At 48.7% G+C, this 22,042-nt stretch carries 16 protein-coding genes; 3 read left to right on the plus strand and 13 right to left on the minus strand.

Going from position 1 to position 22,042, the window contains the following annotated elements; genetic code table 11:
• Positions 1–79: 79 nt before the first annotated feature.
• The 7 genes from pruA to J2S00_RS14265 all read right to left on the minus strand — a co-directional run bounded on the left by pruA (position 80) and on the right by J2S00_RS14265 (position 10,180).
• Entirely contained in the window at positions 80–1,627 is a 1,548-nt protein-coding gene (gene pruA / locus J2S00_RS14235; protein WP_307341100.1) for an L-glutamate gamma-semialdehyde dehydrogenase, read from the minus strand.
• Between the two features lie 166 nt (positions 1,628–1,793).
• Positions 1,794–2,891, minus strand: coding sequence for a CamS family sex pheromone protein (locus tag J2S00_RS14240; protein ID WP_307341102.1), 1,098 nt, complete (start codon positions 2,889–2,891; stop codon positions 1,794–1,796).
• A 2-nt stretch (positions 2,892–2,893) separates the two neighbouring features.
• Positions 2,894–4,453: an MDR family MFS transporter gene (locus tag J2S00_RS14245; RefSeq protein ID WP_307341105.1), complete on the minus strand. Its 1,560-nt coding sequence runs from the start codon at positions 4,451–4,453 to the stop codon at positions 2,894–2,896.
• A 164-nt stretch (positions 4,454–4,617) separates the two neighbouring features.
• Entirely contained in the window at positions 4,618–5,970 is a 1,353-nt protein-coding gene (locus J2S00_RS14250; RefSeq protein WP_307341125.1) for a sodium-dependent transporter, read from the minus strand.
• A 193-nt stretch (positions 5,971–6,163) separates the two neighbouring features.
• On the minus strand, positions 6,164–7,516 hold the full coding sequence (locus tag J2S00_RS14255; protein WP_307341128.1) for a sodium-dependent transporter: 1,353 nt from the start codon (positions 7,514–7,516) through the stop codon (positions 6,164–6,166).
• A gap of 259 nt (positions 7,517–7,775) precedes the next feature.
• The gene (locus J2S00_RS14260) at positions 7,776–9,347 is read right to left on the minus strand and encodes an NAD(P)H-hydrate dehydratase (protein ID WP_307341131.1); all 1,572 of its coding nucleotides are present in this window, start codon (positions 9,345–9,347) and stop codon (positions 7,776–7,778) included.
• Between the two features lie 2 nt (positions 9,348–9,349).
• The gene (locus tag J2S00_RS14265) at positions 9,350–10,180 is read right to left on the minus strand and encodes a cobalamin-binding protein (protein ID WP_307341234.1); all 831 of its coding nucleotides are present in this window, start codon (positions 10,178–10,180) and stop codon (positions 9,350–9,352) included.
• A gap of 149 nt (positions 10,181–10,329) precedes the next feature.
• On the opposite strand from J2S00_RS14265, the gene J2S00_RS14270 reads away from it, so the two are divergent.
• Complete coding sequence (locus tag J2S00_RS14270; RefSeq protein ID WP_307341134.1) at positions 10,330–10,764, plus strand: ferritin-like domain-containing protein; 435 nt, start codon at positions 10,330–10,332, stop codon at positions 10,762–10,764.
• 218 nt (positions 10,765–10,982) lie between these two features.
• Positions 10,983–12,371 carry a hypothetical protein gene (locus J2S00_RS14275; RefSeq protein ID WP_307341138.1) on the plus strand — a complete coding sequence of 463 codons (1,389 nt, stop codon included), beginning with the start codon at positions 10,983–10,985 and terminating at the stop codon, positions 12,369–12,371.
• Positions 12,372–12,478: 107 nt separating this feature from the next.
• Here J2S00_RS14275 and J2S00_RS14280 read toward each other — a convergent pair whose 3' ends face one another.
• The 3 genes from J2S00_RS14280 to J2S00_RS14290 form a co-directional block, all read right to left on the minus strand.
• Positions 12,479–13,501 (minus strand): aliphatic sulfonate ABC transporter substrate-binding protein, encoded by a 1,023-nt coding sequence (locus J2S00_RS14280; RefSeq protein ID WP_307341139.1) that lies wholly within the window; start codon positions 13,499–13,501, stop codon positions 12,479–12,481.
• Between the two features lie 82 nt (positions 13,502–13,583).
• Entirely contained in the window at positions 13,584–14,357 is a 774-nt protein-coding gene (locus J2S00_RS14285) for an ABC transporter permease (RefSeq protein ID WP_307341142.1), read from the minus strand.
• A complete protein-coding gene (locus J2S00_RS14290; RefSeq protein WP_370875880.1) occupies positions 14,290–15,126 on the minus strand; it encodes an ABC transporter ATP-binding protein in 837 nt (278 codons plus the stop codon). Before J2S00_RS14290 ends, J2S00_RS14285 begins: the two co-directional genes overlap by 68 nt.
• A gap of 317 nt (positions 15,127–15,443) precedes the next feature.
• On the opposite strand from J2S00_RS14290, the gene J2S00_RS14295 reads away from it, so the two are divergent.
• A complete protein-coding gene (locus J2S00_RS14295; protein WP_307341147.1) occupies positions 15,444–16,766 on the plus strand; it encodes an alkaline phosphatase in 1,323 nt (440 codons plus the stop codon).
• A gap of 155 nt (positions 16,767–16,921) precedes the next feature.
• Here J2S00_RS14295 and ligA read toward each other — a convergent pair whose 3' ends face one another.
• Genes ligA through pcrB form a run of 3 tightly spaced genes read right to left on the minus strand, consistent with a single transcriptional unit; the run spans position 16,922 to position 21,884 of the window.
• Positions 16,922–18,934, minus strand: coding sequence for an NAD-dependent DNA ligase LigA (ligA, locus tag J2S00_RS14300; RefSeq protein ID WP_307341150.1), 2,013 nt, complete (start codon positions 18,932–18,934; stop codon positions 16,922–16,924).
• Positions 18,931–21,165 carry a DNA helicase PcrA gene (gene pcrA, locus J2S00_RS14305; RefSeq protein WP_307341153.1) on the minus strand — a complete coding sequence of 745 codons (2,235 nt, stop codon included), beginning with the start codon at positions 21,163–21,165 and terminating at the stop codon, positions 18,931–18,933. The genes ligA and pcrA overlap by 4 nt, the downstream gene beginning before the upstream one ends.
• A 26-nt stretch (positions 21,166–21,191) precedes the next feature.
• Positions 21,192–21,884 (minus strand): heptaprenylglyceryl phosphate synthase, encoded by a 693-nt coding sequence (pcrB, locus tag J2S00_RS14310; RefSeq protein WP_307341156.1) that lies wholly within the window; start codon positions 21,882–21,884, stop codon positions 21,192–21,194.
• Positions 21,885–22,042: the final 158 nt, after the last annotated feature.

The raw sequence follows: 22,042 nt of genomic DNA on the forward strand, positions 1-22,042 counted from the left end.
CCTCTTTACAACCGACAATTACAAAAGGGAGCGTGCAGCTCCCTAAAATTCCGTTTGACTTGTAGTAACCCTGTTTGTTTTACATAACCTCCGAAACGGCCTTCTTAAGCAGGAAATTTAACAGGTAATCTGGATCACCGGTCTTGGCATTGGTGCCGGACATGTCGAAACCGCCGAAGGGATGCACACCCACAATGGCTCCGGTACATTTACGGTTAAAGTACAAATTGCCCACATGAAACTCTTCCCGGGCTTTCTCCAAGTTAAAGCGGTTGCGGGAGAAGACTCCTCCGGTTAAGCCATACTCTGTATCATTGGCAATAGCCAGGGCTTGGTCAAAGTCCTTAGCTTTAATGAAGGCCAAAACCGGACCAAAGATTTCTTCTTGAGCGATCCGCGCTTTGGGATCCACGTCGGCAAATATGGTAGGCTCAATGTAATAACCATAATCAGGGCCTTTGTTCCCACCCAAAACCAACCGTCCTTCTTGTTTGCCAATCTCAATGTATGCCAATATTTTATTCATGGCCGACTCATCAATCACCGGACCGGTAAAAACTTGGGGATCGCTGACATCGTCCACTTTCAGGTGCTTCGTTTTTTCAACAACCAGATTAAGCACTTCGTCATACACTTCCTCCAAAACGATGGCCCGGGACCCGGCTGAACACTTCTGCCCGCAGAAGCCGAAAGCTGAGTTAACAATGTTAGTGACAGCTATGTCCAAATCGGCTTCCTTGTCAACAATAATGCTGTTCTTGCCGCCCATCTCGGCCACCACCCGCTTGATCCAGCGTTGTTCAGGTGAACGCTTGGCCGCCAGTTCATTAATGCGCAAACCCACATCCTTTGAACCCGTAAAGCTGATAAACCTGGTCTGGGGATGTTCAACCAAGAAGTCACCCACTTCTCCCCCGCTGCCCGGCAGGTAGTTGACGACCCCATCAGGCAAGCCTGCTTCCTTAAGCACTTCATAGAATTTATAGGCAATGACCGGGGTAGCACTGGCAGGCTTCAGTACAACTGTGTTGCCGCACACAATGGAGGAAGCGGTCATACCGCACATAATGGCCAGGGGAAAGTTCCACGGTGGAATGATAATACCTACCCCCATCGGAATGTAAAAGACTTCATTATCTTCTTCCGGCAGACCTGTTAGCATCTGTGGCTCAGACAAGCGAATCATCTGCCGGCCATAATATTCCAAGAAGTCGATTGCCTCGGCTGTGTCAGCATCAGCTTCCACCCAGCTCTTTCCGGCTTCTTTCACCAGCCAGGCAGAGAACTCGTGTTTACGCCTGCGCAGAATGGCTGCTGTTTTAAACAGAATCCGTGCCCGCGCTTCGGCCGGAACACGCCTCCACTCTGCAAATGTTTCTGCAGCAGCCTGGATCGCTTGTTCAGCCAAAGTTTGGTCTGCTTTGGAAACAACCCCTACGACCTGATCAGTACGGGAGGGGTTAATGGAAACAATCTTCTCTTCCGTGGTGATTTTTTTACCTTTGATTATCAGAGGATAGGTTTGGCCCAATTCTTCTTCAACTTTATCCAGCGCCTGCTGAAAATCCGTTTCGTTCTGCTCATCCTTAAAGTTGGTAAAGGGCTCGGGTTTAAACTCAATGACCATGATTAACATCCTCCTGCTTCAAAATGAAAACACTTTTATTCCCAATTCCTATTGCAAACGATATGCACTTTTTACTGCAAATCTCTTCTCATCCTGCCCCGAGCCCGGCCGGTTTATGCTTGCAGCAACGAAAATCCCGCCAACATGAAGGCTCAGAATCGTTGTCTTAACGGTTCACATGGATAAACGGTTCACTTCCAGGTGAGCGGGTAAACAGGGCTTTTTGATCATTGACGCTGCCCACATAAATGTTTAAATATATGTTCTCCGGGAAGGTCTCCATGGCTTCTGAGCCTAAATACTGAGTCAGCTGGATGACTTCCGCAATACTGGCAAACTCGGTGGTGACCTCCAGGTTGAGCTCAACCAGCTCCTCATTAACAAACCGCCCGGTCCCCACCACACCCACATAGCGGGGAAAGAAATCCTGAATACGCTGGACAAAGGAGTTATAATCGCTGGATAACTGGCTGTTCAAGCGACTCAACTCGGGAGACGGGAACAGCAGATAAACTTCGTTAATGGTCCGCCACTCAGATACTTCTTGCGCATGAGGCTCTACATAACCCACAGATAAAAAATTGCCTGGTCGGTAGGCCTGACTTTCCTCCAACTGATACAAAGCAATGACAATGGGCACATCTTGCACTTTAGCCCGCAAGCGCTGTGCTAGTTCATCCGCCATTGCAAAACCATAATTGCGCAATTGATCGGCAGTGTAATATAATGTTTGTTTCGTTCCATCCTCCCTTTCGACTTCATAACTGGAGACCAACGATAAACCAATGACGACACCTTGCAGGTCTTGACCGTTCAGTGCTAAATAGTTGTGCTCCAAAATATGCTGCAAAACATGACTAGGGGCTTCAGCAGGGTTAAGACTCTCAGGACTTTCTGTTGCTTCCTTTAGCCACTCCGCTCCTTCCGCGCGAGAGATCAATTGCCCTCCCACAAACAAATAGTTATCAGGGGGGAAATATTCTTGGGCAATTTCAAGCAGTCCAAGCTCCAGACGGTCCTGATCCAACCGGTAGCCCCGCAGCCGTTCATTAATCAAATGTCGTGTCGGGCTTTCTTGTAAAGGAGACAGCCCAGCATAATGGGTCTCGGTAATTTGAACAGTGGGAGTCACCCGCTGCACCTGTTCAGCAGGATCATCCGGTTCGACGATCTCTTCCTGCTCCTGGTTTGGCAAACAGCCGCTTAGACCAGCAACTAGCAAGGCAATAAACCCGATTCCTAATAGTTCCTTTAACCTTAACACGTTCACTGTTCTCCTTCCTCATTCGTTTCCTCTTTGACCCGATTGGGCAGATAAAAAACAAGCACTAAACTGGCCAGAGCAAAAAGAGACACACCCCAGTATACATCATTTAGCGCTATAGTTAAGCCTGATTGCAAAACGTCTATCGACTCAGGGGACATAGACGCCATCGTTTCTGGATCCAGCAGCACATTGGTAAAATCGATATCCCCCTCCGGCAGCACCTGGGATGCCCCTTCTGTCTCCAGATAGCGAATCATCCGGCTGTTGAGAATGCCCCCCAAAAGTGCAGCACCGATGGTTCCTCCCAACAGCCTCATAAACATATTGGAGGAAGTGGCCACCCCGCGCGTTTTCCAGCTGACATGGCTTTGTACAGAGATAATAAACGTGGTTGTAGTGAAGCCCATGCCCAAACCAATGAAAAAGGACCCCGCCCCAGCCCAGACCGGACCTTTTCCCGGATCGAGCAAAACAAACAGAATGGATCCAATCAACAGCGCCAAACCACCCAGCACAGCTGTGAGGCGGAACCCCATTTTAAGCACCAGACGTCCGGCCAAGGTAGAGGCAATGGGCCAGCCAACGGACATCACAGTCAAACTTAGACCTGCCACTGTGGGGGATTGTTCCATCACACCCTGTACATAGGTCGGTAAAAATGTAGAAACACCTATTAATACAACCCCAGTGGTTAATGCTCCGGTATTGGCCATCACTAGCAAACGGTCTTTCCAGATCACCAAGGGCATTAAAGGCTCCGGAGCACGTGTCTCATGATAGACAAAAGCAAGTAATCCACAGACAAATACGGCTACTAAGAATATCACTGGCATAGAAGTCCAAGACCAGGCAACGCCGCCCTGAATCAACACAACCATCAGGGCCGACACTGAAATCAATAGCAGCATGGCCCCCACATAATCAATCTGATGTCTTTTCTGTTTAACTTCCTCCCGAAAAAAGAACACCACACCCGTCAAAGCGATAACCCCTAATGGAATGTTGATCCAAAATACCCAGGACCAGTCAACATACTGGACAAAAACACCACCCAATAAGGGGCCCAATATAGAGGAAATTCCCCATACACTGGCCAGATAACCCTGAATTTTGGCCCTCTCCTTCAAAGTATACATATCCCCGACAATCGTGGTGGCAATAGGCTGAACAGCTCCTGCCCCAAACCCCTGTATAAAGCGATAGATAATCAGTGCCAGCATAGAATGGGCAAAACCGCATAGCAGGGAGCCAATCATAAACACGATAATACCAAAAGTAAAAACTGGTTTACGTCCAAATAAATCGGCCAACTTGCCGTAAATAGGAACAGTGACGGCTTGAATCAACAAATAAGACGAAAATACCCATGTAAACAATGAGAAGCCGCCCAGATCCCCTACAATACTAGGCATCGCTGTGGCCACAATCAAGGCGTTGATGGCGACCATAAACATGGCAAAAATAATGGAAATCAGCACCAAATGCCGTTTCCTTTTCGGTGTGGTACCTGTTGCTTGCTCCGCTTGTTCCCTCTCCTGGGACGAACGTTCTTGCTCCATGATTCTCTCTCCTCACAGGGCATGCCTGTTTCTATTTTAACAGAGATTGATGAAAACACGCATATCTCCATTTTAAATGAAAAAGGGCTCTCCCAAAAGAGTGAGAACACGTTTTGGAAGAGCCTTTTAATTCTAATCCATTGATACTTTAAAACCTTGAAGCATTACAGTTGAGAAACCATCCAGATAAAGACAATGGCGATGAAAATGGGAACCGGAATGCGCAAGATCCACAAGAAGGCATTGGCCAGAGGTGTGTCACCTAGATCAGATTCTTTGAAAATCTCTTTCCGGCTCCAAGCCCAGCCCACAAACAGGGCAATAATTAAACCACCCAAAGGCAACATAATATTACTAGCAATATAGTCGAGAGAATCCAAAATATCCCGTTCAGCCAACGGTGTCACGTCAGAAAGGACTCCCATTCCCAAAGAAGAAGGAATACCCAGTAAGAAGATGATTGTGCCAATCAACAATGTGGTTGTACGGCGGTCCATGGACAACCTGCGGATAAAATAAGCTACCGCAACTTCCAGAAGTGACATCGCTGAGGACAAAGCCGCTGCTGCTAACAGGAAGAAGAACAAAATACCGACAATGATGCCAAAGCCGCCAATGCTTTCAAAAATATCAGGCAAGGTGATAAAGACCAGCCCTGGGCCTGCGTTGGGCTCTCCACCAAAGGCAAATACTGCGGGGAAAATCATAATACCTGCAAAGATGGCAAACAAGGTATCAAATCCAATGATTGTTCCTGCCGCACCGGGCAGTCTGTGATGCTGCTCCAGATAACTGCTGTAGGTTATCATGGCTCCCATGCCCAGGCTTAAGGAGAAGAAAGCTTGCCCCATGGCAGCCAAATAGACCTGTGGGTTAGTAAACGCACTCCAGTCCGGGCTGAACAGAAACGCCAATCCTTCCCGGGCACCCCCGAGCGTCAAACTGTAGATAGCCAGCAAAACAATGAGAACTGCCAATGCTGGCATGAGGATGTTATTGGCTTTTTCAATCCCTCTCTTAACACCAAACACGACAATGCCAATAGTGATCGCCATAAAGATAGCTTGCCAGATAATGGGTTCGACAGAGCTGGTAATAAAGTCAACAAAGAAGCCGGCGTAACCATCATCACCTGCCGGTGTACTCCACAGTCCACCTGTTAAGTAGGAAATGAGGTATTTGAGTGTCCAGCCGCCAATGACACCGTAGAAGGATAAAATGATAAATGCTGCAGCAACACCTAATCCACCTGCAATAAACCAGGGTTTACCAGGGGCCAACTTTTGAAAAGAGCCGACGGCATCGCTCTGTCCCCGCCGTCCAATCATGAATTCGGACATCATCACAGGGAAACCGATTAAAATAACACATAAAACATAAATGATCAAAAAAGCGGCACCGCCATTTTCTCCTGCTGCATATGAGAACCGCCAAATGTTACCTAAGCCGACGGCTGATCCTGCTGCCGCCAGGATAAACCCCCATCGTGTCGCCCAATGTTCACGATTGTTTACCATGCTTTTTCCTCCTTTTTTTCAGATTATTATGATAAACAAATGCACATTACTTTGAAAATGTACATTTGTTTATACCATGATATACGGCGTTGCAAATGAACATTCCCACTTATATTGTTAATTCTATATTTTCTAACCATTTTTTAAGGCTCCCCAGTGCAAAGCCTGTACACTGGGGCTGATTCTCAATAGCTTACAGTTGTGAGGCCATCCAGATGAAAACTATGGCAATGAAGATGGGAACCGGAATGCGTAAGATCCATAAGAATGCCTGACCTAAGCCACTATCACCCAAGTCGGATTGCTTTAAAATCTCGGACCGGCTCCAAGCCCAGCCGACAAACAGGGCCGTAATCAGACCTGCCAATGGCAACATAATGTTACCAGAGATGTAATCAAGCGAGTCCAAAATATCCCGATCAGCCAGTGGTGTGACACCTGATAACACCCCAATGCCAAGTGAGGAAGGGATACCTCCTACGAAGACGAGAACACCAACGATTAAGGCGGTCACTTTACGGTTCAGGTTAAACTTGCGTATCACATAGGCCACAGGAGCCTCAAGCAAGGAAATGGCCGAAGATAGCGCCGCTGCCGTAAACAAGAAGAAGAACAACAGGCCGACAATAATGCCGAATCCGCCGATGCTTTCAAAGATACCAGGCAAGGTAATAAACACCAGACCGGGTCCGGCATCCGCTTCCCCCCCGAAGGCAAATACAGCAGGAAAGATCATCACACCGGCAATGACAGCAAACAACGTGTCAAAACCGATAATGGTACCAGCCGCACTCGGCAATTTATGCTGCTCAGCCAAATAACTGCTGTACGTAATCATCACACCCATTCCCAGGCTGAGGGAGAAAAAGGCTTGTCCCATAGCCGCCAAATAAACACTGGGCTCTGTCAAGGCACTCCAATCCGGAGCAAACAAAAACGCTAACCCTTCCCGGGCCCCTCCCAGTGTCAAGCTGTAAGCAGCCAGCAACACAACCAAAATGGCCAATGTTGGCATGAGAAATTTGTTGGCTTTTTCAATGCCCTGTTTAATACCCAAAATAACAATCCCGATGGTAATGGCCATAAAGATTGCTTGCCAAATAATCGGCTCAACTGGGTCGGTAATAAAGTTGACAAAATAGCCGGCAAAACCGTCTTCGACTGCAGGAGTGTCCCACAATCCACCGGTTAGATAAGCCACAAAATATTTTAAGGACCAGCCGGCAATGACACCATAAAATGTCAAGATAATAAATGCGGCGGCCACACCGATCCCACCCCCGATGAACCAGGGCTTTCCGGGTGCCAGTTTAGTAAAGGACTCAACCGCATCACTTTGCGCGCGGCGCCCCAACATAAATTCAGCCATCATGACCGGAAAGCCAATCAGAAGCACACACAAAACGTAAATAAGCAAAAACGCTGCTCCACCGTTTTCCCCAGCAACATAAGAAAAGCGCCAGATGTTACCGAGACCAACTGCAGATCCCACGGCTGCCAACATAAATCCCCAGCGTGATGCCCATTGTTCACGAGGTTGTCCCATGTTGTATCCTCCTTCTTCATCGTCATATTAGTATGATGGTTACATTTTTTGTGACGTATACTAAATGTTAAGGACAATTTAGTATTTCCATTTGTTTGTCAATTTAATATATTTGCATTGTTTATATCCTTCAAATTAATGGGACCTGCTGTTTAAATATATAACAAAAGGCCCAAAAGATCAAGAGATTTCTTTTATTTATGTCGTTTTATGACGAAATATGTTGCTTTTGGGATCTAAGCCACTTTCGCTTATCTGATCAGGCACGCTCAATGACAGACGATATCGCTTGACCGAGGGCTTCCAAAATATCGGTTGGCAGGACGCTGTACCTGGATTTTTCCACGGCACAACGTTCACCTGACAAGGCATGAATATACACGGCAGCGATAGCTGCTTGTTCGGGTGCCGCACCCTGAGCGACAAAGGAAGCAATCATTCCGGACAAAATGTCTCCCGATCCCCCTTTGGCCAGAGCATCATGGCCAAGCGGATTGATCCAGATTTTACCCTCCGGCGTGGCCAGTACAGTACGGTGTCCTTTAAGAACCACATATACACCATGTTCCCGGGCATAACGTGTAGCTACCCCGAGCCGGTCACTTTCCACTTCTCTGACAGAAGTGCCCAACAACCGGGCCATCTCACCTTGGTGGGGGGTCAAAATGAGAGGATGATCCCGTTCAGCCAGCTCATGCACATGTGGCTTGAGCAGAGACAATCCATCTGCATCCACCACAACCGGCATATCAGCCTGTTTTAACAGCTGGATAAGCCAGTGACCTCCATCAGGCCAGCGTCCCAATCCTGGACCGACCACAAGGACATCGTACGTCTGGAGCTTTTCTATCAGCATTTTGACTGCTTCTATGGATAAGTAACCATTTTCCGTTGGTAAAGGCAGGAAAATAGTGGTCGGCGATTGAGCAGCCAGCTGAGGATAAATCACATCCGGCATAGCCAGTGTGACTAGTCCTGCTCCACTTCTCATCGCTGCCTGGGCAGCAAAAAACGGGGCCCCAATATAAGGGGGTGATCCTCCAACCACCAGCACATGTCCAAAACTACCTTTATGCCCATGCGTGGCCCTGCTGGGTATGGCCTGCTGAACAACGCTGTCCGTGATCAAGGATGGTACATTCAGTTTCAGGGTTTGAACCAAGGATAGTGGGACGGAAATGTCAACGGCTTTCCACTCTCCGATGTATTGAGGGCCGTCCTGCAAGAAAAACCCTTTTTTAGGGCAGACAAAGGTGATGGTGTTTGTGGCACGTACGCACTCTCCCTGCACTTTGCCTGTCTCCGCACACAAACCAGAGGGAAGGTCAACAGCGACGATCGTTTTGCCCTCTCTGTGACGGTTTATCCAGGCAATGACCTCTTTATAAGGGGAACGGACCTCACCCTTAACGCCTGTACCAAGCAGGGCATCAACAATAACCGGAGCCTGCTGTAACAAGCCAAATAAATCTTCCAACGCGTGATCCCGGACGGACCAAAAGGGGAGTTTCCGTTTGCGGTACACCTGATAATGAATCTGAGCATCTCCCCTGATCTTGTCAGGCGCTGCCAGTAAACACAACTTAACCTCCAACCCCATGTCAGCCAACCTGCGGGCAATAACAAATCCATCTCCCCCATTGTTGCCATGTCCAGCCAAAACAACGATGATACCTCGTGTCTGTTTCCCTCCATTTTTGGTAAACAAGCGACTGACTTCATCTGCCACCCTGGCTCCGGCGTTTTCCATCAATACTGCGCCGGGCAAGCCAAGCTGTTCAATGGTATACCGGTCCATCTTCCTCATATCATCTTGACCAAGCACATACACACTCATCTCCCCCTTTCCAGACGGTCTCTCAGCAGGTCTCTTCCTTCCTGGCAGGCTGGAAAATGGCTGGGATGAAGCAGGGAGGCTAATTTTTGCAAACCGGTCAACAGGCGTGGGGAAGGACGGCAAAACAGTGGTTCATCCAGGACAAGGATGCGGTTCTCCTGTACGGCTTTTAGCGCAGCCCACCCGGGGCGCGTGCGCACCAGTTCCGGCTTGATACGCCGTTTCTCTACGCCCACCCAAACCAGACAAATGTACTCAGGCTGGCGTTCAAGAACGTCATTCCAATCGGTTTGCACACTGGGTTCAGGCCTGTCGGCAAACACATTCCTTGCCCCGGCCAATTCACTGATCTCCGTCAGCCAATTGATTTTCCCCGGTGTAAAAACAGGCTTTGGCCACCATTCCCAGTACACCCCTGGACGATCCGCCACCCTTTGGCTCCTCTCCCTGTAGTCTGCCAACAGGGCTTGATAGGCATCATAAACTCGGATGGCTGCCTGTTCCCGCTGAGTATGCTTCCCCAACTCCAGTATATCCCGACCGATTTCTTCCAGACTGTTGGGGTTTAGTACAACATAAGGCAGTTGGGCCGCTTGTAATGCTTCGATGTTTTTCTCCATGCCCGGGACGCTTAAGGAGGCCAGCACCAGATCGGGGTTCAGCTTCTTAACCGCCTCCATATCAATATCTAAATCAGGGCCCACGCGTGGAAGATGATGGACCTCTTCCGGCCAATCAGAGTAATTATCCACCCCCACCAGGGATGAAGTTAGCCCAAGATAAGCCAACAATTCCGTATTGCTGGGACAGATGGAAACAATACGCACGCCTAGATCACTCCTTGATTCTTTTATTCCTATCATAGCACAAAGGCCTCCCAATCCAGGCTTCACTAATAATAAATTTAGGTTTAGAAGCATGATAAAAAGGTTATTTTAAGTGTGGGACAAATATTTATTAAAAGGAGTGCAGGTTAATGGATGACAAAAAAAAGGCCTTGATTGACGGGTTAAACGAAGACCTTGCCAATGAGTATGCGGCTATTATTACTTACAACCATTACGCAGCCACTGTAAGTGGTTTAGCTGGTCAAGTGCTAAAGCCATTCTTCCAAGGTGAAGTGAATGATGAGATTGGCCATGCCCAGTTCTTGGCAGAAAAAATTGTGTATTTGGGTGGGACTCCAACCGTTGAACCGAAACCGGTCAAGCATACCACTGATGTCAGGGAAATGCTGCAAAATACGCTGCAAGCCGAGATTGATACCATCAAGCGTTATACCCAGCGCGTTGAACAAGCTGAAGCCGCTGGAGAAATCGGCCTTAAGATTGAACTGGAAGACTTGATTGCTGATGAAACGAAACACAAGATCGAAATTGAACGCATGTTGCGTGACCCCCTTTTCAAATAGTAACGGGAAAATATCCATAGGGCGGCAGGGCAACCTCGGTCACGCCTTGTAACGGTAAACTCACCCCGCTGACATCAAGCAGCCAGGGGTGAGTTTTTTACTGTACCAATAACCTTAAACAGTTGTTTAATCCCCGTTGGGTGCCATTTCATCTTTTTCGATATTGTGATATAACAAAGAAAAGAGAGACAGTTAAAAAACAAAGGGAGAGACCATACTTGTATGTTGAACACACACAAGGGCTTTCGTCCGTTTTGGGTGTCATCTTGCTGCTCAGCGCCTTGATTTACTTAGCCGATGTGTTCCGACCTTCTGAGTTACTATCCACCATTTACAGCAGCTTGGCCGCCCTCCTGTTTTTGGCTGCGTTGCTGGTCATAAGTTGGAGCAACCGTATCACAGCCTTGCTCCTTGTTGTGACCGGAACGTCCATCTTTTGGCAGCAGTCCGTGGAGTGGGAGACAGTGATTCACAGTTTTGGCCGCAACATGAACCTGCTTACGTTGTTTCTGCTCGTTCCTTATTACGGCATCATGATGTCGATTGGAGGATATTTAACCGCTCTAAAGCATTACATTCAACACTATGAACGAGAGCACCAGCCACATCCCTACCGCCTCAGCTCACTGCTGACTTCAAGCATGGGGGTTATTCTTAATTTGGGAGCCATGCCCATTGCCTACCGCATTGCTGAAGAAAGTTTTTCAGCTTTTACCCGTAAAAAAATGGGCATGGTGATTCTGAGAGCTTTCGGATTTTGCATGTTCTGGTCCCCGTACTTTGTTAACGTCGGACTTGTCCTCGTCCTGTTTGATGTCTCCTGGACCTCGATTGGTGCCGCCGGACTGATCATCGCCACAGTCTATATGATGACGGGATTTATTTTTTTCCGCTGGCTAGACTTTGAGCATGATCAGCCAGTAAACCGGCTAAGTCGTCCAGTCCCCGAAGCCAGCTCCTCCGGAAAAAAAATCGTGGCCCTGAGTTTATGGTTACTCGCTCTGTTAGCCTTATCTTTCACCCTTGATGTACTGGTGGAGGTCAGCATGCTAACCATTGTCTCTGTTCTGGCACTCATTTTTCCCGTTGTCTGGTCCATGGCCAGCGGTGCTTTCCGGGAGTATGTTCAAGCGATCGTGCAGGATGTTTGCCATTCCTTTGAACGTTTGAAAAATGAGCTGGCTATTTTTATCAGTGCGGGCTATTTTGGTGTGTCTATCTCTTATACAAGTATGGGTGACCATGTGTCACACATGATTCTGGCCCTTTCATTTGAATCGGTGTATTTTATGTCCGTGCTGATCATCACCCTGGCTGTTTTGCTGGCCTTGGTGGGGATCCATCCGGTGATTGTGGTCATCGGTATCGGCAGTGCCCTCAGCCCCGAATTGTTTGGTGTTTCCCCCGGCTTTATGGCCATGTTGCTGGTCATGGCTTGGTCACTGGCCACACAACTTTCACCCTTCTCCGGGTCGGTTTTGATGACAGCGGGATTAACCGGCTCTTCGGCATGGCTGATTGCCAGAAAGAACGCCCCCTTTGTACTGGCTTTGCTCTTTGTTTTGCCTTTCATTCTTTATTTGCTGTGGTGCTTCAAGCTGCTTTGAACGGTGCCAACATGCACATCAAGTTAAAAAACCAGTCTCCCCCTGCGGAGAGACTGGTTTTGGCTTATTCAATGGCTCAAAGCTGGCGGTAAAGATTCTGTCCGCCGCTACTTGGAGGCCACTTCACTGCTCAATACTTTTTCCAGCAAAGACGTATCCACTAATCCGTCCAAATTGGGTTCGACATCTATAAAACCTAAGCGATGGGAAGAATCCGCCCATTCCTGCAAGGCGTCTGCATGGGTTTCGTAGGTGACAGCCATGCGCTCCCATGCTTTGTCTAACACTTGCTCCGGCAAGCGCTCCTGAGTCAGGGCGTAAATGCGGTCATTGACCATTTCCAGGGTTTCCTCTTGATTGTCCTGGGCAAATTGCACGCTTTGAATATGGGCTTTAAGCACTTTTTCCACTGTTTCAGGATGTTTCTCCACGAAGTCTTTTGTGCTGACCAACACGACACTGGATAACGTTGTACCCCACTCTACTTCATCCCATTCCACTACGACATTGGCCAATCCTTCTTCAACCAGATAGGTCCCCCATGGTTCCGGTGCAGCATAAGCATCCACCTGTCCTGATTCAAACAGGCTGGCTACACTGGCCGGAGGAATACGCGGCTGATGCTCCACATTGCCACCAACCCGGTTAGATTTCAACCCCAATTCAAGCAGCATTTCTTCCAGTTGGACATTATGGGTGCAGCCATTTCCCGGGGTACCAAAACTTTTATCTGCAAAGTCTTCCAGGCTTTGAATGCCGGAATCTTTGTGGGCCACAATCAGTGTGGCCCCGTTGGCCGCAGAAGAGAGAATGACCACATCCCCCCCACCAAGGAAGTAGTTAATCACTGGGCCTGGGCCGACATAACCGATATCCAACTCCCCGGCATCCAGGGCGTTAATAAAGTCATTACCATTTGGAAAGTGAATAAATTCAGGCTCAACGTCACCCAGGGCTGCTTCAAAGAAGCCTTTCTCGATGCCCACAATAGCAGCGGCATGGTCTAGATTGGGAAAGTAACCGATGCGGACTTGATCCAATTCGTCCCCCCCTGTCTCTGATGAACCGCAACCAACGAGGCCTACACTCACTAATAAGATTAACAGGATTGAAAAAGACCATTGACGCATGTCATATCGCTCCTTTCAACACATATCAGTCTAATGTGGTTCCGGTTTTTGATCTGACCCGGAATGGAATGCATCGCAAGCTTTACACTTTCTCCAATCCCCAGCGTGTGAGAACACGTTTCTCCACGCGCTGGAAGACAAGCTGGTCCATAATGATGCCAATCACTGAAATAATCACCATGATGGCGACAACCAGATTCATATTAAAGAAATCAGTGGCCAAGAGCAGCGTACTTCCCAGACCACCGGTGGCCAAGAGCTCGGCGGCAATCAAGGCTCTCCAGTTAAAAGCCCAGGCCAATCTGGCGCCGGTTAAGGCGTAAGGGATCGAAGCGGGAAAAGTGACTTTACGGAACAAATCAAATCCCGAGTATCCCATCGTTTTGGCCGCCCGTAAAAGCAGTGGTTGCACGTTCTTGAAGCCCATGCGCGTATTAAGGGCCATCGACCATGTCCCGCCAATGACGATGATAAAAATAATAGCCATGTCATTGCGGCCAAACCAAATCATGGCCAGCGGCAACCAGACGATGCTGGGAATGCTCTGCAGAGCTATAATGAGGGAGCCCAGTGTTTCATCCACCGCTTTATAGCGGGCCAGCAAGATGCCTAAACAGGTGCCAATGACCAGCGCCAAGGCAAAGCCGACCAACAGTCGTTTGAGACTGGTAAAAATAGCGTATAATAAGACTTTGTGTTCACCGAAAAAACCAATATAAAGCTGCTCCAACACGCCCAATAAATCGGGAAATGACCGGGTGGGCATCCATTCGAACTGCAGGTTTAACCTATATGTGACTTCCCATATCACGATGAGTGCCATAAAGAAGAGCAGCTTTCTGAGAATTGTAGTCATCCCCCATCTCCTCTCTCATCACCTTTTCGATCTCTCCCCCCAACAGCTCCATAATTTGCTCTTCAAGGGCAGCCACCCGGGGATCTGTTGTTTGACGCGGACGTGGCAGATTGACCTCAAACTCTTCAATGATGCGTCCGGGGCGCGTGCCCATCAACACGATCCGGTCCGAGAGCTGCACAGCTTCCCGTATGTTATGAGTCACAAAGACAATGGTTTTTTTGGTTTGCATCCAAATGTAGGAGAGTTCCCGGTGCAACATCATTCTGGTTTGTTCATCCAAGGCACCGAATGGTTCATCCATCAAAAGCACCTGCGGATTCATGGCCAAAGCCCGGGCAATGGCCACCCGCTGCCGCATTCCCCCGGACAGTTCATGGGGGTAGGAATGAATAAATTTGCTTAAATGGACCAACTTCAAATGTTGCAAGGCGATCTCTTTTTGCTTGGCTTTATCCATTCCTTTCAGGGCAAATGTCACGTTTTCCAACACATTGAGCCAAGGCATCAACGCCGGTTCCTGGAAGACAACCCCCCGTTCAGGCCCGGGGCCTTCCACCTTCTTGCCGTCCACCACCACTTCTCCCTTGGTGGCTTGTTCCAATCCGGCAATAATATTAAGCAAGGTTGATTTCCCACATCCGGAGGGGCCTAATAAGGAGACAAACTGACCCGTTTCAACATTCAGGTTGATATCATCAAAAACATGAAAAGGCTCGTCATGTTTATAGAAAATTTTGCTAACCCCTTTGACCTGTAAGCCCATCATTCCCCCTCCTGTCCATAGCACTTATAACTAAATAAACATAACTAAACAATGATATTTAGATATAGATACATAATTCATATAAAGCTAATAGGAATTATAGATATAACCCATTATAAAACGACCTGTCTGTGGCGTCAATACATTCCCGCCATCTTGGGCAAAATTTCAATTAGGACAGATGAACCAAGTCTTTGATCCTGAAAATTTTTACATATTTTTAATCGCTTTTTAACTCGCATTTAATATGAGGGTTATACAATGCAAATGAAAATACATAAACGTATTTTCAACCAAAACTTTTTGGGGAGGACGTGCTGATGGTCAGAAAGCTGTTTATCGGATTGCTGATGCTGGCTCTCATCTTTACTGCAGCGGGCACCGGCCTGTATACGGACACGGCTGATGCCCGCCCACAGCATGCGCAAGGCAAGGCGCACAATGTCATCTTGCTGATTCCCGATGGTTTCTCAGCTGCTTATGCCACCAATTACAGGCTCTATAAAGGGGAACCGACTTTATTTGACCAGATGTTGGTCGGGATGATGCAAACCTCATCTGCTGACAATGCCGTGACAGATTCTGCTGCGGCTGGAACAGCCATGGCCACAGGTGTGAAAACAAACAACGGCATGCTGGGAATGACACCGGATGGAAAAGTGCTGAAAACGATCCTTGAGGCAGCCAAGGAACAGGGTAAATCCACCGGCCTGGTAGCCACCTCCACCATTACCCATGCCACCCCGGCTGCTTTCGCCGCCAAAGTGGAATCCCGAGGCCAGGAAGCGGATATCGCCCCTCAACTGCTTAACAAAGTGGACGTGCTCCTTGGAGGCGGAAAGCAATTTTTCCTGCCTGAGTCTGAAGGGGGGAAACAGAAAGAAGGCAATCTGCTTGAAGAAGCTCAAGCCAATGGCTATCAGTTGATAGAAAACCGTGACGAATTACTCGCTGCACAAGGGAAAAAGCTGCTTGGTCTGTTTGCTGACGGGCCCATGGCAGCTGAGTTGGACCGGGATGAGACACGGGAGCCCAGCCTGGCTGAAATGACCCGGGCAGCAATTGAGGTATTGAAGCAAAACAAAAAAGGATTCTTCCTGATGGTAGAAGGCAGCCAAATCGATTGGGCCGGCCATGCCCATGATGCAGCCTGGGCCATGAAAGACACGGAGGCCTTTGAACTGGCTGTGAAAGAAGCGGTAGAGTTTGCCCAACAAGATGGCCGTACTCTTGTCATAGTGGCTAGTGACCACGATACTGGCGGCATGTCAGTGGGCGGTTATGATGAATATAACAGCAATGTGGAGATCTTGCACAACGTGACAGCAACCGGACAATTTTTGGCGGCTCAGATTGATGAGCAGGGCAACAATATCCGCCAGGTGCTGGGCGAATATGCCAATTTGGAACTGACTGATGAAGAGGTTGAGCGTATTCAACAGGCGGAAAACCGCACCATGGCCATCAACACGATCATCAGTGAGCGCGCTTACGTCGGCTGGAGCAGCACCGCCCATACCGGTGTCGATGTTCCCGTTTATGCCTATGGAGCCGGAGCAGACTTGTTCCGCGGATGGATGGATAACACTGAACTGCCACACCGTATCGCCCAAGCGATGAAAATTGAGTTTAAGCAGGAGTAACACCTTCCGGCCAACCTGTCAGCCCCAATCTGAGATCCACTTTGACACGAGACCGATTAGCTTAGATGATTCATAACCAAGAAAAGCAAGCCCCAAACCACAGGAACATATTCTCCTTTGGTTTGGGGCTATCTTAATTTATCAAAAGCCTGGTATTACATCCCCAGCCGTTTGATCATTTCGGCTTCATCAATCACTTCGATATTGAGTTGCTTGGCCTTCTCCAGTTTGGAACCCGCTTTTTCCCCGGCGATCACCAAGTCTGTATTTTTGGAAACACTGCCTGTCACTTTGGCCCCCAAGGCTTCCAGCTTCTCTTTGGCTTCTTCCCTGGTCATCTGTTCCAATTTACCGGTCAGGACGATGGTTTTGCCGGCAAACGGCGATTCGCCGTCCTCAGCCTGAACCGGTTTAGGTCCCTTATAAGTCATATTGACGCCAGCCTGTTTCAAACGGTTAATCGTCTCATGAACCTCAGGCTTGGCAAAGTACTCGACAATGCTTTGGGCCATCTTCGGTCCGATCTCATCTATCGCCTCCAGCTCATCTTGGGTGGCCTGCATCAAATGATCCAGTGTTTCAAAATGCTGGGCCAAAAGTTTGGCTGCTTTGGCGCCCACAAAACGGATCCCCAGTCCGAACAGCAGTTTCTCCAGTGAGTTCTCTTTACTGTTGTTAATCGCAGTGAGCAAGTTGTCGACCGATTTTTCACCCATACGTTCCAGGGGTAATAAATCCTCTTTGGTCAGGTAATACAAGTCGGCCACATCCCGGATCAATTCGTGTTCATAGAGTTGATTGATGATCCGCTCACCCAGGCCGTCGATGTTCATCGCCTGGCGGGAGACAAAATGGATTAATCCTTCTTTGATTTGGGCCGGACACTGGGGGTTGATACAACGCACAGCCACTTCCCCGTCCAGGCGGACCAGTTCACTGCCGCATTCCGGGCAATACTTAGGCATATGGTACACTTGCTCCGTACCGGTCCGTTTGTCTTTGAGGGAACGGACCACCTCGGGGATAATATCCCCCGCTTTTTTGACCACGACATGATCCCCGATACGGATATCTTTCTCATGAATCAGGTCCTCATTATGCAAGGAAGCCCGCTTGACAATCGTACCGGCCAAAGAGACAGGCTCCAGCAAGGCGGTTGGGGTGACCGCCCCCGTCCGACCGACGTTAACCTCAATCCCTGTTAAGATGGTGACCGCTTCTTCAGCAGGAAACTTGTAGGCGATGGCCCAGCGGGGACTTTTAGCCGTTGTGCCCAGTTTTTGCTGCTGATCATAACGGTTGACTTTGATGACAATGCCATCAATCTCATAAGGGAGCTTGGCCCGGTTTTCGGTCCAGTGCTGGATAAAGTCCAGCATCTCCTCCACCGTATGGACCACGGCCCGCTCCCTGTTGGTCTTCAAACCCAGCCGTTCCAGAACGGCTAAACCGTCGCTGTGTGATTCCACTTCGATTCCCTTTATTTGGGCAATCCCGTACAGGAAAATATCCAGCTTCCTTTCCGCTGCAATCTTAGGGTTCAGCTGGCGCAAGGAACCTGCCGCCGAGTTGCGCGGATTGGCAAACAGCTCCAGCCCCTGTTCAGCCCGCAGTTCATTAATCCGCTCAAACTCTGCTTTGGGCATATATGCCTCGCCGCGCACTTCCAGATCGACAGGTTCCTTCAGGCGCAAGGGGATGGAGCGGATCGTTTTCAAGTTTTGGGTGATATCTTCCCCAGTGGTACCGTCCCCCCGGGTAGCCCCGCGTACAAATTGGCCGTTTTCATAGCGCAGGGAAACAGCCAACCCATCAATTTTAAGCTCACACACATATTCCACATCTTCTGCAGGTCCCAGCCCTTGCCGCACCCGGCGGTCAAAATCACGCAATTCCGGTTCACTAAAAGCATTGCCCAGGCTGAGCATGGGGATTTCATGCTGTACTTTTTCAAAATAGGGGAGCGGCTCGCCTCCCACCCGTTCCGAAGGTGAGTTGGACTGTTTCAATTCAGGATACTGCTCCTCCAGCTTGATCAACTCTTGCATTAAAGCATCGTATTCTTGGTCTGAAATTAAAGGCTGATCCAATACGAAGTAGTGATAATTGTGGGTTTCGATTTGCTCGTAGAGTTCTTCCAGACGCCGTTGTGCTTCTGTTTTATTCAATGCTCATCCCTCTTTTCCAGTTTGGAAATCGGTGCAAAAGTGGCTAAGAGCCGTTTGAGACCTACTGGGGGATCAAAAGCGATGGTCAGTTCCAGGTCATCTCCTTCCCCTTTCAGGCTGACAATGGTGCCCACACCCCATTTCATGTGCTTCACTTTTTCACCCACCTGCCAGGTCAGTTCACTGGCCCGGGAACGGTCCGGTCCGATTCGCTTACTTCTTGTCTGGTTAGGACCGCGGTTGAGGCGGGCAACTGAAGACGTGATGCGGGTGTCTGCTTGCTCATCCTCATGGAGCTTATCCAACAGATGGTCCGGAATTTCCTCGATAAACCGTGATTCGGGGTTCATAGCTGTCTGCCCGAATATGGTGCGCATCTTGGCATTGGTCAGATACAGCTCCTTTTCAGCCCGGGTGATCCCCACATAGGCAAGACGGCGTTCCTCTTCCATCTCTTCTTCATCCAGGGCAGAGCGGCTGTGGGGAAAGAGATTGTTTTCCATGCCAACCAGAAAAACGACGGGAAATTCCAAACCCTTGGCTGCGTGGAGGGTCATCAGCATCACCGCGTTTCCTTCTTGCTCCTCATCCACCTGATCGATGTCGCTGACCAAGGCTACCTCATCCAGAAAGGCAGGTAATGATTTATCCTCGTTTTTCTTTTCAAATTCTAAAGTAACACTGAGGAACTCCTCCACGTTTTCCAAGCGGCCTTTGGCCTCCAGCGTTCCTTCCTGCAACAGCGCCTCTTTGTACCCTGTCTTCTCCAACACATCCTCGGTCAATTCATTGACAGAAAGATACTCCACTTGCCGGGTCCAATTGCGAATCAGCTCATAAAAGCAGGCCAGCTGGTTGACGGCCCGTTTTTGCAAGCCGATAAAATCCACTTCGGCCAAAGCTTCAAACAGGGAGATGTTCTTTTCGGCAGCATAGACGGCCAGTTTATCTACCGAAGCCTGGCCAATTCCCCGTTTGGGCACATTAACAATACGGCGAAAGCTGATGTCGTCGTTGGGGTTGGCAATGAGCCGCAAATAAGCCAGGATATCTTTAATTTCTTTCCGTTCATAGAATTTGATTCCTCCTACGATCTGATATGGAATATTGGCTTTGACAAACACTTCTTCCAACACCCGGGACTGGGCATTGGTCCGGTACAAAATCGCAAAGTCACTGTATTTGCGGCCAGCTTTGACCGCTTCTTGAATGTGCTGAGTCACAAAGTAGGCTTCATCATGTTCATTGTCGGCCCGGTAATATTTAATCTTAGTTCCCTCTTCATTGGCCGTCCACAACTTCTTTTCTTTACGTTTTATATTGTGCTTGATCACTTCATTGGCCGCTTCCAGGATACGTTTGGTGGACCGGTAGTTCTGTTCCAGCTTAATGACGTTAGCCTCTTTGTAGTCTTCTTCAAAGGATAAAATGATACTGATATCGGCACCGCGCCACTTGTAAATACTTTGGTCACTATCCCCGACGACACAAATATTGCGGTGAAAGTCAGCTAGCATCCGCACCAAAAGGTACTGGGCCCGGTTGGTATCCTGGTACTCATCCACATGAATATATTGAAATTTGCGCTGGTAATAGTCCAGTACATCAGGCACCTGTTGAAACAGATGAACCGTCTGCATGATCAAATCATCAAAATCAAGGGCATGGTTGGCCCGAAGGGTTTGTTGGTATTTTTCATAGACACTGGCCACAATCTGGTCATAGTAGTTGCCGATCAGCTGGCTGACCTGCTCCGGTGTTTTCAACTCGTTTTTATAGGCAGAGATAGTCCCCAGCACGGCTCGGGGATCAAATTTTTTGCTGTCGATATTCAGCTCTTTCATACATTCCTTGATCGCGGCCAGTTGGTCCTGGGTGTCCAGAATGGAAAAATGCCGGTTATAACCAATGCGGTCAATATCCCGGCGCAAAATGCGCACACACATGGAATGGAAAGTGGAAATCCAAATATCCTCCGCCACGGGACCGACCAGATTGGCCACCCGCTCTTTCATTTCCCGGGCTGCTTTATTAGTAAAAGTAATCGCCAAAATATTGTACGGCGCAATGCCTTTTTCCGCTAACAAATAAGCGACCCGGTGGGTAAGTACCCGTGTTTTGCCGCTTCCCGCTCCCGCCATAATGAGCAAAGGCCCTTCCGTTGTTTGCACGGCCTGGCGTTGCTGTTCATTCATGCCGGCCAACAGGCGTTCCGTGACTGATGCTGCCATGATCATCCTCCTCGCTTGAACATCTATCATTTCCTTTGAGGCACGGTTTGTAAAGCTTGTTTGAGATCCTCATAGATTACATTGCCCACCACAATGGTGTCTGCACCGTTCAGCATCGCTTCCGCATGCGATCCAGTGGTAATGCCTCCCCCATAAAACAGGTGTATATCTGTCTCCCGTTTTAATGCTTGATAAACCTCCCTTACCAACCGGGCATCCCCTAACGTTCCGCTGTACTCAAGATAAAAATAAGGCACTTTTAACATGTGGGCAGCCAAACGTCCATAGGCGACCACATCTTCAAAGCTTAATGACGTTTCACTGTGGGTTAACTCCGCGACAGCAGAGCGGGGATTGAGCACACAGTAGCCCACAACCGAAACATCTTCCCAGGGAATCATGGTGCCAAATTCCTTCACAGCCCGGTGATGGGGCTTTAATATCCATTCAGGGTTGCTGGCATTGAGCACCAGAGGGACAAAATAATGGTCGAAACCTGGGACAATCGCTTCCTTACGGGAAACCTCCAACACACAGGGCAGGGCATAACGCCTGATGCGGCCGAGAAGCTCAATCACTTTTTCGTCAGTGACTCCGTACGTCCCGCCGACGATAATCGCATCTGTGCCTGATTCACACACTTCTTCCAGTTCCTCATCGGAAATGGGCTTGTCCGGATCCAGCTTAAACACATGGCGCCAATGTTTGCTTTCAATCATCACCATTCGTCCTTTCTGTCGTTCACTGAGATTATAACAGATTATTCACTGCACCAAAATAGAGAAGGTTAACCATCAACATGGTTAACCTTCAACTAAAACGCTCCTGTTTTTAGTGGTGGTGATTAGCTGTTGGCGTTGTTTAATTCGTTGAGCTC

Source organism: Caldalkalibacillus uzonensis, from assembly GCF_030814135.1.
GTDB classification, from domain to species: Bacteria; Bacillota; Bacilli; order Caldalkalibacillales; family Caldalkalibacillaceae; genus Caldalkalibacillus; species Caldalkalibacillus uzonensis.

Excerpts from the sequence above, each read along its gene's own strand:
- pruA (WP_307341100.1), bottom strand. The coding sequence starts at position 1,627 with ATGGTCATTGAGTTTAAACCCGAGCCCTTTACCAACTTTAAGGATGAG.
- J2S00_RS14245 (WP_307341105.1), bottom strand. The coding sequence starts at position 4,453 with ATGGAGCAAGAACGTTCGTCCCAGGAGAGGGAACAAGCGGAGCAAGCA.
- J2S00_RS14250 (WP_307341125.1), bottom strand. The coding sequence starts at position 5,970 with ATGGTAAACAATCGTGAACATTGGGCGACACGATGGGGGTTTATCCTG.
- J2S00_RS14255 (WP_307341128.1), bottom strand. The coding sequence starts at position 7,516 with ATGGGACAACCTCGTGAACAATGGGCATCACGCTGGGGATTTATGTTG.
- J2S00_RS14270 (WP_307341134.1), top strand. The coding sequence starts at position 10,330 with ATGGATGACAAAAAAAAGGCCTTGATTGACGGGTTAAACGAAGACCTT.
- J2S00_RS14280 (WP_307341139.1), bottom strand. The coding sequence starts at position 13,501 with ATGCGTCAATGGTCTTTTTCAATCCTGTTAATCTTATTAGTGAGTGTA.
- J2S00_RS14285 (WP_307341142.1), bottom strand. The coding sequence starts at position 14,357 with ATGACTACAATTCTCAGAAAGCTGCTCTTCTTTATGGCACTCATCGTG.
- J2S00_RS14290 (WP_370875880.1), bottom strand. The coding sequence starts at position 15,126 with ATGATGGGCTTACAGGTCAAAGGGGTTAGCAAAATTTTCTATAAACAT.
- J2S00_RS14295 (WP_307341147.1), top strand. The coding sequence starts at position 15,444 with ATGGTCAGAAAGCTGTTTATCGGATTGCTGATGCTGGCTCTCATCTTT.
- pcrA (WP_307341153.1), bottom strand. The coding sequence starts at position 21,165 with ATGGCAGCATCAGTCACGGAACGCCTGTTGGCCGGCATGAATGAACAG.
- pcrB (WP_307341156.1), bottom strand. The coding sequence starts at position 21,884 with ATGATTGAAAGCAAACATTGGCGCCATGTGTTTAAGCTGGATCCGGAC.